Source organism: Paenibacillus phytohabitans, assembly GCF_013141775.1.
In the GTDB taxonomy this organism is placed as follows: Bacteria; Bacillota; Bacilli; order Paenibacillales; family Paenibacillaceae; genus Paenibacillus_AQ; species Paenibacillus_AQ phytohabitans.
On the sequence record NZ_WHOB01000086.1, the window covers coordinates 108,245 to 122,761 of the forward strand.

Here is a 14,517-nt window from a genome sequence, read left to right on the forward strand (position 1 = left end):
CCCTGACTTTTCATTTTGAATTTGAAGGCGGGAGACAGCATGATTATTAGCACCATACGTCGGCGAATCGGGGAAATGAAGCTGCGAAACAAGTTGATGTTCAGTTATTTCGTTGCTTCAATTATTCCTACCATTGTAATTGGCGTCACTATATATCATTTATCTGCAAAAAGTGTGGAGGATGCTTCGAGGGAATTTGCTTCGATGTATATTTCACAGGCGACTACGAACTTAAACGATTTCGTTGACCGGTACAACCGGTCGACGCGTGCAGTTCTGCTGGAAACAGATATTATGGGTATTCTAAACAAGCGTAATCCATTAACGATGGAAGAGTCAATTGAGACCCAAACGATAATCTCACGGTATTTCGGACGGGTGTCTATGGAGTACCCAGAGGTTGAAACAGTGATGCTCGTTAGCGCGGGTGGAACGATTTATCACTACACCAAGGATCCCGATAAGGTGAATACAGACCGATTACTGGAGCAGATGTGGTATAAGCGTATTCAGGAATCGGAAACAGCACTTTTTATCACCCCGGTGCATGATAAAAGCTACTATGGCAAATCAAAAGACGATGCGACGTTTACGGTCGGAAGAATACTCCGTAACTATAACGGATCCTACGCCGGTATGATTTTGTTAGATATGGACCCTGCTCATCTGATAAATCTAAATGAGGATTTCTTAATGCTGGGTAACCGCTATAACATCAAGATGATTATTACCAATGATGAAGGCGAGTTAATATATCATTCTGATGGTGCCACTGGAAAGACAGCATGGAAGGACATTATTTCCGTCAAATACTTTGCTGATCTTTCTGGGACCGGGAAAGCTAATATTGTGTTGTCAAAAGATGCGGATGAAGGGAGACTGCGGATAATTACGGAGATTCCATTAAAAAATCTTCTGGCGACAATCAGTAACATCAAACATGTGACGATCTGGTCTATAATGGTTTTCTTGTTTTTCATTGCTCTATTATCAATCCTGTTCAGCTATAAGATTACCAAACCGGTGCTGAATCTGCGCCGCAGCATGAAGCAGGTGGAGCTTGGCAATTATACATCCCTTATTCAGACACCACTCGCAAACGATGAAATCAGTAATCTGGTTAAGAGCTATAACAAGATGATTGTTAAAATTAAGGAGCTTATTGAGGATGTGTATTTGGCCGGGTTAAAGCGCAAACAGGCTCAATTTCTTGCTCTACAAGCGCAAATTAATCCGCATATGCTTTATAACACGTTAGAATCAATCCGGATGAGGGCCGTGGTGAAAGAGCAGGATGACATTGCTGAAATGATCAAGATTTTGGCTCGTATGTTCAGACATTCTTTAGGCAAACAACACAAGCCTAATCTAATTAAGCATGAGGTAGAATATGCCGCGAATTTTTTATTTCTGCAGAATATCCGTTATGATAACCGATTTGTTCTAGATGTGCGCTTGAGCGACAGAGTATTATGCACTTCCATTATTCCACTTGTGTTTCAACCAATCATTGAGAACAGCATCAAACACGGCTTTCACAATTACGAAAGTCAACTGCATATTACGATAGAGGAAGAACTCACTGAGTCAGGAGATGTCATAATTCGAATTACGGATGATGGGTTCTCCATGACTGCCGATAAGGCATTAGAAATTAATGAACTTCTGTGCTTGTCAGATTCAGGTGGAATGTATCAGAGTACGGAAGAAGGCAATGCTGACGGCGGGATTGGACTATACAATATAGCAGAACGTCTCAGGCTACAGTACGGTGAAACTTACGTTCTAAGGGTACGTTCGGATGAAGAGGCCGGAACAGTGGTGGAAATGCGAATTCCACTTCAGGATGACATCGAGGGGGAACTAAGTTGAACTATACTATAGTTTTGGTTGATGACGAAAAGGGGATTATTGATGGATTAAAAGTCATTATACGACGTTACTTACCCCAGTGTGAAGTTATTGGGGTTGCTTACGATGGAGACGAAGGGTATGAGCTTGTACGTCGTTTGCAGCCCCATATCGTAATTACAGATATCCGGATGTTGCAAGTTGACGGACTGGAAATGATTGAAAAGCTGAAAAAGGAAGGTGTAGCCTCTAAATTCATTATCCTCAGCGGTTATGCTGAATTTGAGTATGCACGCAAAGGCATGTATCTGGGTGTGCGATATTATTTGAATAAACCCATTGAGGAAGATGAACTTCAAGAATGCACGAAACAGATCATCAATGAAATTGAACAAGAGCGAATTAACGGTGATTTGCTAGCCAAGTATCAGCCACCGGCTAAAGACTCTTTTTCAAAAAAAGATATTATTACTGAGATTAAGCAGTACGTTGCCGATAACTTTAACAATAATATAAGCCTTGCTGATTTGTCTAACCGATTCTATTTGAATCTAAATTATTTAAGTCAACTCTTCAAAGAAAAAACTGGACAGAATTACCTCGAATATTTGACGCAAGTACGGATGGAACGTACAAAGGAGTTGCTGACCGAAACTGATCTGAAAATTTATGAAATTGCCCAGATGGTAGGCTACAGCGATCCAACCCATTTTTCCAAAGTGTTTGAACGAGCAGCCGGGTGCAAGCCAACTGAATACAGGAAAACTCATAGTTAGAAGTTTTTAAACACTGATACCTTATGTAAAAGGAGTTGTCCTCATGATTGAAAATCCAATACTAACCGGTTTTAACCCGGATCCATCTATAGTTCGTGTTGACGAGGATTATTATATCGCGACCTCAACATTTGAATGGTTTCCAGGTGTACAGATTCATCATTCAAGAGATTTGAAGCACTGGCGGCTACTTACTCATGTTCTTACAGAGAAATCACAGATTAATATGGTCGGAGATCCCGATTCATGTGGAATTTGGGCACCTTGTTTGACATATGATAACGGCCTTTTCTATTTGATTTATACGGATGTGAAAAGCCGGTTAGGTGTGTTTAAGGATACGCATAATTATCTGGTCACGGCTCCGTCTATTGAAGGTCCATGGTCTGATCCAGTCTATCTGAATAGCAGCGGATTCGATCCATCGCTTTTCCATGATGAGGATGGACGGAAATGGCTAGTCAACATGCTATGGGATCACCGCACCAAGCACAATTCATTTGGAGGCATCGTACTTCAGGAATATAGTGTGCAGCAGCGGAAACTAATCGGAGAGCGGAAGAATATTTTTCTGGGAACTCCAATCAAATCAACTGAGGCACCACATCTGTACAAGCGAAATGGATATTATTATTTATTGACCGCTGAAGGCGGTACCGGTTATGAACACGCCGTAACGATGGCACGTTCTAAAAGTATAGAGGGACCTTATGAGATTGACCCACAAAACCCGGTTTTGACTTCTTCTAAACGGAAAGAGTTATATCTCCAAAAAGCGGGACATGGCTGTATAGTGGAAACTCAAGCTGGAGAATGGGCTATGGTACATTTGGTCGGAAGACCTGTAGCTGATGATTTCTGCATTCTTGGCCGTGAAACAGCTATTCAAAAAATGGAGTGGAATGAAGAGGGATGGCTGCGGATTAAAGGAGGGGACAATGCTCCAAACCATAGGATTCAAGAGTTCTCTTTGGCAGAGCATACTTTTCCAGCCGAGCCCGATATCGATCATTTCATTAGCAGTAAATTGGGTATCCATTGGAATACGCTAAGGTTACCAGCAGAGGAAACATGGCTTACTCTGACGGAGCGTCCAGGCTATCTGCGCTTACGTGGTAGAGAATCTTTCAACTCGAAACATCGTCAGAGTCTTGTCGCCCGGCGCCAGCAAGGGATAAACTGTGAAGCCGAGACTATACTGGAGTTTCATCCCGATCATTTTCAGCAGATGGCCGGGATGGTATTATACTACGACACTCAAGATTATGTATATTTGCGGGTAAGCCGTGATGAACGGCTAGGCAAATGTATTGGAATCGTCCGCTCTGTGAATGGGAAATGGGAAGAGTTTTCTGATTCGGAGATTTCTATTGAACAGGCTGAGAGCTGCAAGTTGAAATTCGTCATCATAGGCCGGGAAGCGTCTTGTTATTATGCCATAAATGGTGGAGAATGGACGCCCATCGGTCCCAAGTTGGATATTCTGCATCTTTCAGATGAAGGCGGAAATTTTATAAGATTTACAGGGAATTTCATAGGTCTCTGTGTTCAGGATTTAAGCGGTACTGGCAAGCATGCAGATTTTGATTATTTCCGCTATACTGAGCAATCAATTAATCATTCCTAATATTTTAAAAAAATATTATTTGCGTACAAACCCTTCTGAATTTCATTCTAAATTCGGAAGGGTGTTTTTTATATGTGAGTAGGTCTGAATTTTTATGGTGTGATATGTAACGATGCTGCAGCGAAAAGGATCATTATTAGCCCTTTCACGCCTTTACAACTACAGGTAAAGATACACCGGAAAGTAACAAAGAAATGCTTGCATCTGCTAAATATATATTAAATTCGTTCGCATAAATGAGTTTGTAACTCAAAATATGTGAGCCTGGATTGGCTGGTCGAGGATGATGAAGGTTTCCTGGTGACCTCACCATCCACTTCCCCGCAGCACAGGTTCCGTACGGATAATGGGCTGCATGAAGTGACTAAGCCTTCCACTATGGATCTTATATTAATCCTTGAACTGTTTGACAACTGCTCTAAGGCCGCAGAGCGGCTGGATGTAGATCAGGATTCCACCTCATTTCACCTCATTACTGGCGAACCGGCTACAGAGGTTAAGACCCCTTCGGAATGGCAGTAAAGGACAGCTGCAGGAATGGGTCGGGGACTATGAGGATGTACCTTACCGACATTTTTCCCACCTTGCAGGAGTATATCCGGGACGGACGGTTACAGAGAATATTGATCCGGAGCTGTATAAGGCAGCTAAGCAATCACTGGATATCCGGGGCGATGAAGGAACGGGATGGAGCCTCGGATGGAAGATCAGCCTATGGGCCAGATTCAAATAGGGCAACCGCGCCATAGGCTTACTCTCGAATTTGCTGACACTTGTAAGCTCGGGGGATTCGGAAACTCGTAGAGGGGATGCAGACCCAAAGATGTGGAAGTAACGTTAAAGAAGAACCTGGCGAATTATTTCTATTCCGATGTTCAGGTATTTGGTGAATACCCTAAGTTAATGCTCCAGCAGATGGGAAGAAAGTCAATTAGCATCAAAATGGAGCCAAATGACCTGCAAATCATCAAAGAGCATACCGTTGATTTTGTTTCATTTAGCTATTACAGCTCTTTAACTGATTCGTTCTCAGGTGAACTGGAAATGACAGCTGCTAACACCATTGTTGGCATAAAAAATCCATACCTGGATTCATCGGAATGGGGATGGCAGATCGACCCGGTTGGACTCAAAATATCATTAATTGAACTATATGACAGATATATAAAGCCGTTGTTTATCGTTGAAAATGGAATTGGAGCAGTTGATGTAGTTATTGAGGGTAAAGTACACGATAACTATAGAATTGCTTATTTTAAAGAACACTTTATTAAAATGCTCGAAGCAATAGATGAAGGAGTAGAATTGATAGGTTATACGAGCTGGGGGCCTATAGATTTAGTGAGTGCCAGCAATTCACAGATGTCTAAAAGATACGGATTTATATATGTGGATCAAGACGATTATGGAAATGGAACGTTAGAAAGACTGAGGAAAGATTCGTTCTATTGGTATAAAGATGTTATTTCAACTTGCGGGATGAATTTGTTCAATTAAGTGTTTATAGAAGCGTTTTGTTTAGTTCCTGGAATCAGACGTTAATCAATGTTAACTTGTTTGGGGTTCGAAATAATTGAATGAATTGTAGTTACAAGAGGCCCGTACTGAAAGTACGGGCCTCTCTTCTCAATATTTACATACTTTGATTTGCGTCTTCGTGTTCGATTAGGCGTTGAAATAATTGCTTTAATGCCTTCATCTGGCGGCCTTGAAGCTGTCCTTCTATAATCGAGTTTCGTATAGATTCTATATCTTGAGCCCGGACTTTACCTCCATGATGAAAACGATTGAACGCTTGATAATCTAACGGCAGCATATCTTGTTCCATTTTAAGATGTATTTTGGCTGTCATGTAAGGTCCCATCACTAAACCCATAATCTTGCCGATCAGACCATGCTTGGGCAAGGCTGCTATTTCACCCTGCGCGCGGCAGGCGAGCCGCCAAAGATCTTTATTCGCAATAACAGCTGAGAATTTCGGCCAACCTGCGATGTCACAAGCGGCATATACAGGAAAACCGATACTTGAGTAAATGTTGAACATAGCCGGACTTACCTGACCACAACGTGAGACTCCTGATTCATTGTACAGTTCGGCAAATTGTTTGGCAGCCGGCTTATTATTATTCTCGACCTGGAAACCGACCTTGTTCGCCGGATGTTTGTAACAGACAATGGATTGGGCAATGAGTTTGGGGTCTGTTGGCACGTGCACAGGCAACTCAGCCTTGGACTGATGACTTAAAGTACCAAGGATTCCTCTTAACAGCTGGTCTTCCGGAATTCTCATGATTTGAAGATAATGCTCACGAATCCCGCTTCCAAACGCATTCATAATCACTGTAGTTGTAGAATTACGAACGATATCCCCCATCCGGGATAACATAGCTGCGCCTTCTGATGATCGGCTCACATTACCGTCTAATGTAATAATAATAAATGAATACTGCTGAGGTTGTACTTCTTCTATATCCTCTATGACATTAAAGCCGTTGAATTCTTTCAACGTAGCATCGTCATAACAATATAGATTCTGAGGAGGATCGAAGGCTGCTTTACGTCCTTTTCGTACAAGAAAGGTAATGCCGGCGCCTGATAAGTGGAGATGGTAGCCTACTGAGAAACCTACTGCTCCTGCGCCTACTACAAGAATATTCGTTTTATTTGAGGTGATTGTCAATTGTAGTTCATCTCCTTTTAAAATTTCAAATAAATTATTACTTTTAACCCGCTATTAAGCGAACATATGTTGATTTAATATCGTAGTGTTAGTATAATCTACACGTCTAAACAATCACAATCATCAATGCATTTGCGAATGTTATGAAGTAAACAAATTACATCTATTGTGTTGAAAGGATAGAATAAGGAGGAGCTTATGGTTGGAGTCAAGAATAACAGAAGAACTAAATATACGATTAATCTCATTAAAGAGAGCTTCCTAATTCTCTTAGAAACAAAAAAATTACCTCAAATAACGGTTACTGAAATATGCAACCACGCTGATATCAACCGTGGCACTTTCTATTTGCACTACAAAGATCCTTTTGAATTATTTGAAATCATGCAGAGTGAATTTAATAAAGAATTAGAAGAAACGTTGCAAGAAGGAGATAGACCCTGCACCTCTGAAGAATCTATGATCAACTTGTTGAACATTATTCAAGATAAGAAAACAATGTATCAGATCCTAATTTCGGAGAGTGGAAAAAATAGTTTTTTATTACGAGCATTGCTTGAACAAAATTGGAACGAAGCATTTTCAACAAACTATTCTTTCACTTACAAGGTTTATGGATCTATTGGAGTCATTAATCAGTGGCTCGAGTCAAATGGTGCGGAAAGTCCGGAAACGATTGCCAAACTAATTCTTTCCTTGGGTCATGAGAACATAAATGTTTAAAAATAGGTTCTAAGAGGATTTTTAGAAATCTATAAAATAATTACTGCAATAATGTACTACATTCAATCGACTCTTTAGCTGTATTCTTAAAGAATACATCGAAGGGGGCCTCACTGTGAATATCGCATCATTCCTATTGTACTGTTTTATTGTTACTTTTACGCCTGGACCTACAAACATTGTCATATTATCTACTGTTAATAATTTTGGGTCAAAAAAAGCTATGAGATATACGTACGGTGCATCTATTGCTTTTGGCATGCTTCTTGCTGTATCTGCTGTTTTGAATACTGCTCTAATCACAATTATTCCGAAAATATTAATTTATATGCAAATTATTGGTAGTCTATATATGCTTTATTTGGGGTATCAAATCTTAAAAATGAATACATCTAAATCAGATGCAAACCAAACGGGTACTTTTTCATCCGGCTTCTTCATGCAATTCTTAAATCCTAAAGTAATCATATTTACGTTGACGGTTTTGCCGAATTTTATTATGCCATATTATGATTCGATACCAGCAATTTCAATAAGTGTTGCGGTTATAACCTTAATCGGGTTTTTAGCATTTTCAACATGGGTTCTTTTCGGTACAATCTTCAAGGAGTTTTTACAGAGAAATCAGAAAGTAGTTAATTTCCTTATGGCATTATTTATGGTTTACGCAGCAGTAATGATCTGGATATAGAGATGAGGGATGTTTCGTGGACAAATTTGTCTATAAGAGATCAGCGGGTATTACTGCGTTATCAGCACAGATTAGCGATTTTGAGTACAAAAATCACTCTCATCAAGAATATGCGATTGGCGTAACATTACGTGGCATTCAACATTATCATTTAAAGGGCAACTTACAGCTATCTTATCCAAAAGGAGTTATGTTATTTAATCCGGAGCAAACACATGACGGAAGAGCATATGACAAAATAGGACTTGAATATATTATGCTTTATATCGAACCACAAATGATTTTAGATCTTTTAGAGAAAAAGGATATTGTACGTCTTTTAGAACCTGTTGTGTACAGTTCTAAGCTAAGACAAAAAGTGCTAAGTCTTTTTAGCGCTATATCAAATGAAAGTGATGAGGCATTATGCTACGACTTGTTTATTTCTTTAATAGAAAGCCTTATGCAAACCGATCTCTCTACAGATTATAGAAGAGATGACACTGTAATTCGGAGAGCAAAAAATATTATTCATCAAACGAACTTGGGAAGTATGCTTAGAATCGATGATATATGTAATGAACTTGATCTTTCGAAATTTCAATTCATCCGTTTTTTTAAGATGCATACGGGAATCACCCCATATCAATACTTTCTTAATTTAAAGGTTGACTACGCAAAGAGGATAATTGAAACCTATGGAGATGTTTATTTGGCGGTAGCTATGTGTGGTTTTGTAGATTTAACTCATTTAAATAAATTATTTAAGAATGTTTATGGGACAACCGCATTTGATTACATGTCACATATAAAAAGCTGATGATCTACTAACTCAACAGTTTGAGGAGGAAGCGTGCTTGATACAAACAACTGATTTACTAAAAATGAAACAAAATCAAGATAAAATTGTAATGATTACTGCCTATGATTACCCATCTGCAAAACTTGCAGAGAAAGCGGGCGTAGACGTCATTTTAGTTGGAGATTCACTAGGAATGGTTGTTTTGGGATACGATTCAACCATTCCTGTTACACTAGAAGATATGATTCATCATACAAGAGCCGTCAAACGAGGAGCAAAAGAGACCTTTATCATTACAGATATGCCTTTCTTAACCTATCATTTATCGGTTAAAGATACATTACTTAATGCCGGGAAATTGATTCAGGAAGCCGGTGCCCATGCAGTGAAACTTGAAGGTGCCGATGACGTTATCGAACATATTGCAGCCCTGACGAGTGCGGGGATTCCTAGTTGCGCGCATCTTGGCTTAACCCCGCAAACAGTCGGCATCTTAGGAGGATATAAGGTCCAGGGAAAAGATGCAGTAGCAGCTAAGAAACTACTGGAAGATGCTAAAAAATGTGAAGCTGCAGGGGCATTTGCTCTTCTTTTGGAATGTGTACCCAGACAACTCGCAGCGGAAGTATCCCAAGTCCTTTCGATTCCGGTCATAGGTATAGGTGCAGGTGCAGATGTAGATGCTCAGGTTCTTGTCTACCATGATATACTAGGCTATGGTGTTGAGAGAGTTGCTAAGTTTGTAAAACAGTATCAATCAATAGATAATCAAATATTAGACGCTATTAAAGCATATGCTGTTGATGTGAGAACTAGTCAGTTTCCTGAAGAGAGACACTCCTTTACGATGAAGGAAGAAGAACTGAATGCACTCTATGGAAGACAATGAATTCATCTGCAGTGACATATTATATTTGTTTTTAAAATCGCTAATTTAGCGATTTTTTTTGTATTTAGAATGAAGGACTCATTCTTAGCAATATGTATAAGGTTCAGTTTTATCTGAATGAAACAATTCAACCTAGAATTTAAGGAGATAATTGAATCAACGCGATCAATATAAAATTCGTTGATCCACCATTTTCCAGAACTGTGAAATCAGCGAAATTCAGGCTGATAGTTAACCTGCTGTGGAGAATCAAAATGAATTATTTGAGGGGAAAAGTTAAATATTGTTTAGTTTGATTTATGGAAATAACTATAGGGATGTATTCTTTTGGCTAGAAACAGAGCTTGGATAAGCTCTTGTTCATCTATCATATTCACCTTTACGTAGATTTTTATCTCATATCAACTAAAAGTCTATACCCTTAAACTTTTAGTTGATATGTATATGTGCACTAGTGTGATAAATTCGATTATGTAATAAAGGAGATTCATTTCATGAAATCAATTACAGGAGATGGTGAAAGGGAGGAAAGTATGTAATAAACTGAAAGGTAATAACCTGTAAGGTGGAAGTTAATGATGCGTATGAAAAAAGGGGAAAATTTAAGTAATACAATATTTTTCGATATGCTTTTGTTTGTGATTCGTAATCAAAGATAGGCAATGATGTAAGCGGTTAACAAATGGTTTTACTGTTCCTTAAAAATTCAAAAACACGGAGGATTTATATGAAAAATATAAAGGGTTTAAAAACGCGTTTTATGGCAATTGTGATGATTGCAACTTTGGCTCTAGGACTTGCAGCCTGCGGTGGCGGAAGTAAAGATATTTCCGGTACTTATTCCATTGACTATACGACTGAGCAACTTTCAGGTAATTTATCTAATAACGGATATTTGGTTGCAGTCAATGCAACGCAGAAAAACACTTTAGTTCTGAACAAGGATGGCAATTATGAATACACCAAAGTTGTTAGCGGAGAAACGGCAAAAGTTGCTTTGACTTATAAGTTTACTGGTAGTTACAGTAACGAGGGTACTGCGGTGACTTTGAAAGTGCCGACTGATGTTGAATTCAATGAGGACTGGGGACAGCTACAAGAAGCTGGCAAAACGAACTCTGACGGCAAGGCTTCCGAAGGCGCAACAGTGCAAAAAGCGGAAGGTGTAAGTATTGAACCTTCGAAATTCTTCTCATCACCGTACTATGCTGAGAGCGAAGCCAAAGATGTAGCAATGACAGTTGATACCGACAATGCTACATTTACTTTTGCTGAAGCAACTAGCTCTGATGATGAATAATGCAAACGAATTAGCAAAAGGAGGATTATTCTGTGTCAAGTAAAAAACGGATGAAAAAAAAGTCTTATCTGATCGTATGGTCTAGTATATATATTGTTATTTTATGTGCAGTCGTTGCGCTAAATAGTGTGGCTATTTATTGGGATAAGGCTTTAGGCGAATTTATGGGAACAATTGGGGAAGGTGTTACTTCCTCTGGTACTTCCGAAGTGGACACAGAGTACTATAAGAGTGATTATAGTTCCACTGATGAATTACGGAAAGCACAGCAGGCACTTGCTGAACAGATTGTTGGGGAAGGTACCGTATTATTAAAGAATGATGATGTATTGCCTTTACAATCCGGTTCAAAAATCAGTTTGTTTGGACTGTCTTCTTCAATTGGGGCAGCGTCCGGTTCCGGTTCCGGTGAGGTTAGTGAAGCTTTGGATAATTCATGGAGTAAGTCCATCAGTGGTGCGGGTTTTGAAATTAATGAAACCCTATTAAATTTCTATGCAAACTCCGGACATGAGCGAGGTATTGGTACTGCGGCAAGTGATGGTACCGCAAAAGGTGAGTGGAAAGTCGATGAAGTTCCTCAAGCAGAATTCACACAAGAAGTCAAAGATAGTTATTCAGCTTATCAAGATGCAGCGGTGGTTATCTTCTCACGTGGAGGCGGTGAAGGTGGTGACTTACCTACAGAGATGTCAAGACATGAAGGCTCTGCAGACGAGAGTTATCTTGAACTTGATTCCAACGAACGTGACTTGTTGAAAGCGATTAAAGATGCAGGGTTTGAAAAGACAGTAGTTATTATTAACAGTTCCGGTGCTATGGAACTTGGTTTTGCGGATCAGGAAGAATTCGGAGTTGATGCTTGCCTTTGGGTAGCAGGAACAGGCGCTACTGGTATCAATGCAATGGGTAAAGTTCTATCAGGTGAAATCAATCCATCCGGCAGATTGGTTGATACCTATGTATACGATAATTTCTCTTCTCCTGCTATGCAGAACTTCGGTGATTATCGTTACGCTGATGCAAGTGGTAAGCTTACAGATTATTCCTATGTGAACTATGGAGAAGGTATTTATGTCGGCTATAAATACTATGAGACCAGATATGAAGATGTTGTCATGGGGACGGAAAACGTAGGAGATTATAATTATGATTCAACTGTAAAGTATCCGTTTGGTTATGGATTAAGCTATACAGATTTCCAATGGAGCGATTACAGTGTTACCCCGAATGGGGAAGATGTCACTGTAAAAGTAACAGTAACCAATACAGGGAAAGTTGCAGGTAAGGATGTTGTAGGGATTTATTATCAATCGCCCTACACTGATTATGATAAAGAGAACGGAATCGAAAAGGCCTCTGTAAATCTTGTTGAATTTGCGAAAACAGGACTGATTGAAGCGGGCCAATCCGAAACAATAGAAATATCCTTTGGCAAAGAAGAAATGGAATCCTATGATGCGAAGGGAGCAAAAACATATATTCTAGAAGACGGTGAATATCATATCACAGCAGCTCCTGATGCACATGCTGGGGTGAATAATATTCTTGCTGCCAAACAATACACAACGGATAACGGAATGACACAAGCTGGTAATGCTGCCATGGTTGGCACATACACAGTGAATGATTTTACTAAGCTAGACAAATCCGCCTCAGGTGGTACGATTACTAATAAATTTGATGATAGTGTCATTAGCGATTATACCTATCTCACCAGAAGTGATTGGGAAATGATGGATAACGGAGCTCTGACCTATGCTACCGGAACCATGCAAGGGGTATCTAATGTTACAGACGCAGCAGGTACTGTTGGTACTATAACTGTAGATGAGAATACATTAGCTGCTTTGAAGGAGACGGGTAGAGCTGCTTCGGGAGTTCCTGAGGGCAACAGTTATCCGGAATCTTCAACTTATACCTATGGAGCAGACAACGGTTTGGAATTAGTTGATTTACGAGGTAAGGATTATAACGATCCTTTGTGGGATGATCTGCTTAATCAAATGAAACTTTCTGAAATGCACTCTTTATTTGGAAAGGGCGGTTATGGTACATCAGAAATACTTAGTATCAACAAACCTAAGACATTTGAATACGATGGACCCTCCGGGATTGCTAACTTTATCTCTGGAGAAAGTAGTTTCTCATTCCCGGCTGAAATTGTTCTGGCGGCTACCTGGAATGTGGAACTTGCTGAGCAGATGGGGAAACTCATCGGTGAAGATGGTATTAGTACAAAGACAAGTGGTTGGTATGCGCCAGCAGTTAATACCCATAGAACGCCTTTCTCTGGAAGAAACTTTGAATATTTCTCAGAAGATAGCATTCTTTCAGGAAAAATAGCGGTAGCTGAAGTTGGTGGCGTTCAATCTAAGGGAGTCTATGTATACCTGAAACATTTTGCACTCAATGATCAAGAAACAAATCGTGCTGCTAATGGTCATGTAGCGACATGGTCAAACGAACAAGCAGTCCGGGAAATATATCTCAAGCCATTCCAGTATGCGGTAGAGAGAGCGGATGCCCACGGTGTTATGACAGCACTCAACCGTATCGGGACCAAAATGACAAGTGGACATTATAACCTTCTTACAGATGTTTTAAGAGGGGAGTGGGGCTTCAAGGGTGTTGCAATAACAGACTACTTAAGCGGTCAAACTGGTGGATCTGTTGACATGATGCTCTCTGCAGGTATGGATTTAGTACTTGCTACTGCTGCAAACACACTTTCGGATGCAAAACAGGATTGGAGCAGATACGAGCTTAGAGAGGCAGCACACAATGTGTTGTATAATACGGTAAATAGTCTGGCTATGAACGGCTTTGAACACGGTTCTGACTATAAAGCAGGTACTCCTGTTTACAAAATCATTCTTTATGTATTTGACTTTTTAGTGGCTATAGGTATTCTATTCGGAATAATTTCAGTAGTGAAAAAAGTAAGAATGACTGATGAGCAATATGCAAATCGTAAGAGAATGAGCAAAAAGGCGAAACGTATCCTTTGGATAGTATTAGGTCTTGCCTTTGTTACTATCGCCATTGTATTCTTTATAGTTGTCCTGCCGCTCCTTCAAAAAGCATTTTTAATGTAGCTGTAAGTCCTTAAAAGAATAAATTAAAACCACAGGCTGTAATTCACATCGGTGATTTGCAGCCTGTGTACATTTAATGAGTGGTTTTGCCAAAGAAACAG

The 14,517-nt window shown here is 39.8% G+C and carries 12 protein-coding genes and 1 pseudogene; 12 read left to right on the plus strand and 1 reads right to left on the minus strand.

From position 1 onward, the window contains the following. The first annotated feature begins 39 nt into the window (after nucleotides 1-39). From GC101_RS28190 to GC101_RS28210, 6 genes and pseudogenes are all read left to right on the plus strand, one after another. The gene (locus tag GC101_RS28190) at nucleotides 40-1,872 is read left to right on the plus strand and encodes a cache domain-containing sensor histidine kinase (RefSeq protein WP_171720036.1); all 1,833 of its coding nucleotides are present in this window, start codon (nucleotides 40-42) and stop codon (nucleotides 1,870-1,872) included. After that, complete coding sequence (locus GC101_RS28195) at nucleotides 1,869-2,627, plus strand: response regulator transcription factor (protein WP_171720037.1); 759 nt, start codon at nucleotides 1,869-1,871, stop codon at nucleotides 2,625-2,627. Before GC101_RS28190 ends, GC101_RS28195 begins: the two co-directional genes overlap by 4 nt. Nucleotides 2,628-2,670: 43 nt before the next feature. Further along, on the plus strand, nucleotides 2,671-4,254 hold the full coding sequence (locus GC101_RS28200; RefSeq protein ID WP_171720038.1) for a glycoside hydrolase family 43 protein: 1,584 nt from the start codon (nucleotides 2,671-2,673) through the stop codon (nucleotides 4,252-4,254). Nucleotides 4,255-4,512: 258 nt separating this feature from the next. Continuing rightward, nucleotides 4,513-4,776, plus strand: coding sequence for a glycosyl hydrolase family 95 catalytic domain-containing protein (locus tag GC101_RS28205; protein ID WP_171720039.1), 264 nt, complete (start codon nucleotides 4,513-4,515; stop codon nucleotides 4,774-4,776). Next, nucleotides 4,730-4,987, plus strand: a complete 258-nt coding sequence (locus GC101_RS36985) for a glycosyl hydrolase family 95 catalytic domain-containing protein (RefSeq protein ID WP_425497168.1) — start codon at nucleotides 4,730-4,732, stop codon at nucleotides 4,985-4,987. Before GC101_RS28205 ends, GC101_RS36985 begins: the two co-directional genes overlap by 47 nt. A gap of 77 nt (nucleotides 4,988-5,064) precedes the next feature. Further along, a pseudogene (locus GC101_RS28210) lies at nucleotides 5,065-5,751 on the plus strand (family 1 glycosylhydrolase); the annotation flags it as partial. Between the two features lie 136 nt (nucleotides 5,752-5,887). On the opposite strand, the gene GC101_RS28215 reads toward GC101_RS28210, so the two are convergent. Beyond that, nucleotides 5,888-6,934: a 2-dehydropantoate 2-reductase N-terminal domain-containing protein gene (locus GC101_RS28215; RefSeq protein WP_216626774.1), complete on the minus strand. Its 1,047-nt coding sequence runs from the start codon at nucleotides 6,932-6,934 to the stop codon at nucleotides 5,888-5,890. Nucleotides 6,935-7,132: 198 nt separating this feature from the next. Here GC101_RS28215 and GC101_RS28220 point away from each other — a divergent pair, with 198 nt between their 5' ends. From GC101_RS28220 to GC101_RS28245, 6 genes are all read left to right on the plus strand, one after another. Next, nucleotides 7,133-7,657 (plus strand): TetR/AcrR family transcriptional regulator, encoded by a 525-nt coding sequence (locus tag GC101_RS28220; protein ID WP_171720041.1) that lies wholly within the window; start codon nucleotides 7,133-7,135, stop codon nucleotides 7,655-7,657. 115 nt (nucleotides 7,658-7,772) lie between these two features. Next, nucleotides 7,773-8,348, plus strand: coding sequence for a LysE family transporter (locus tag GC101_RS28225; RefSeq protein ID WP_171720042.1), 576 nt, complete (start codon nucleotides 7,773-7,775; stop codon nucleotides 8,346-8,348). Between the two features lie 16 nt (nucleotides 8,349-8,364). Beyond that, nucleotides 8,365-9,147, plus strand: a complete 783-nt coding sequence (locus GC101_RS28230; RefSeq protein WP_171720043.1) for an AraC family ligand binding domain-containing protein — start codon at nucleotides 8,365-8,367, stop codon at nucleotides 9,145-9,147. A gap of 37 nt (nucleotides 9,148-9,184) precedes the next feature. After that, nucleotides 9,185-10,018, plus strand: a complete 834-nt coding sequence (gene panB / locus GC101_RS28235) for a 3-methyl-2-oxobutanoate hydroxymethyltransferase (protein ID WP_171720044.1) — start codon at nucleotides 9,185-9,187, stop codon at nucleotides 10,016-10,018. Nucleotides 10,019-10,745: 727 nt separating this feature from the next. Continuing rightward, complete coding sequence (locus GC101_RS28240) at nucleotides 10,746-11,318, plus strand: hypothetical protein (RefSeq protein ID WP_171720045.1); 573 nt, start codon at nucleotides 10,746-10,748, stop codon at nucleotides 11,316-11,318. A gap of 32 nt (nucleotides 11,319-11,350) precedes the next feature. Then, the gene (locus GC101_RS28245) at nucleotides 11,351-14,416 is read left to right on the plus strand and encodes a glycoside hydrolase family 3 N-terminal domain-containing protein (protein ID WP_171720046.1); all 3,066 of its coding nucleotides are present in this window, start codon (nucleotides 11,351-11,353) and stop codon (nucleotides 14,414-14,416) included. Nucleotides 14,417-14,517: the final 101 nt, after the last annotated feature.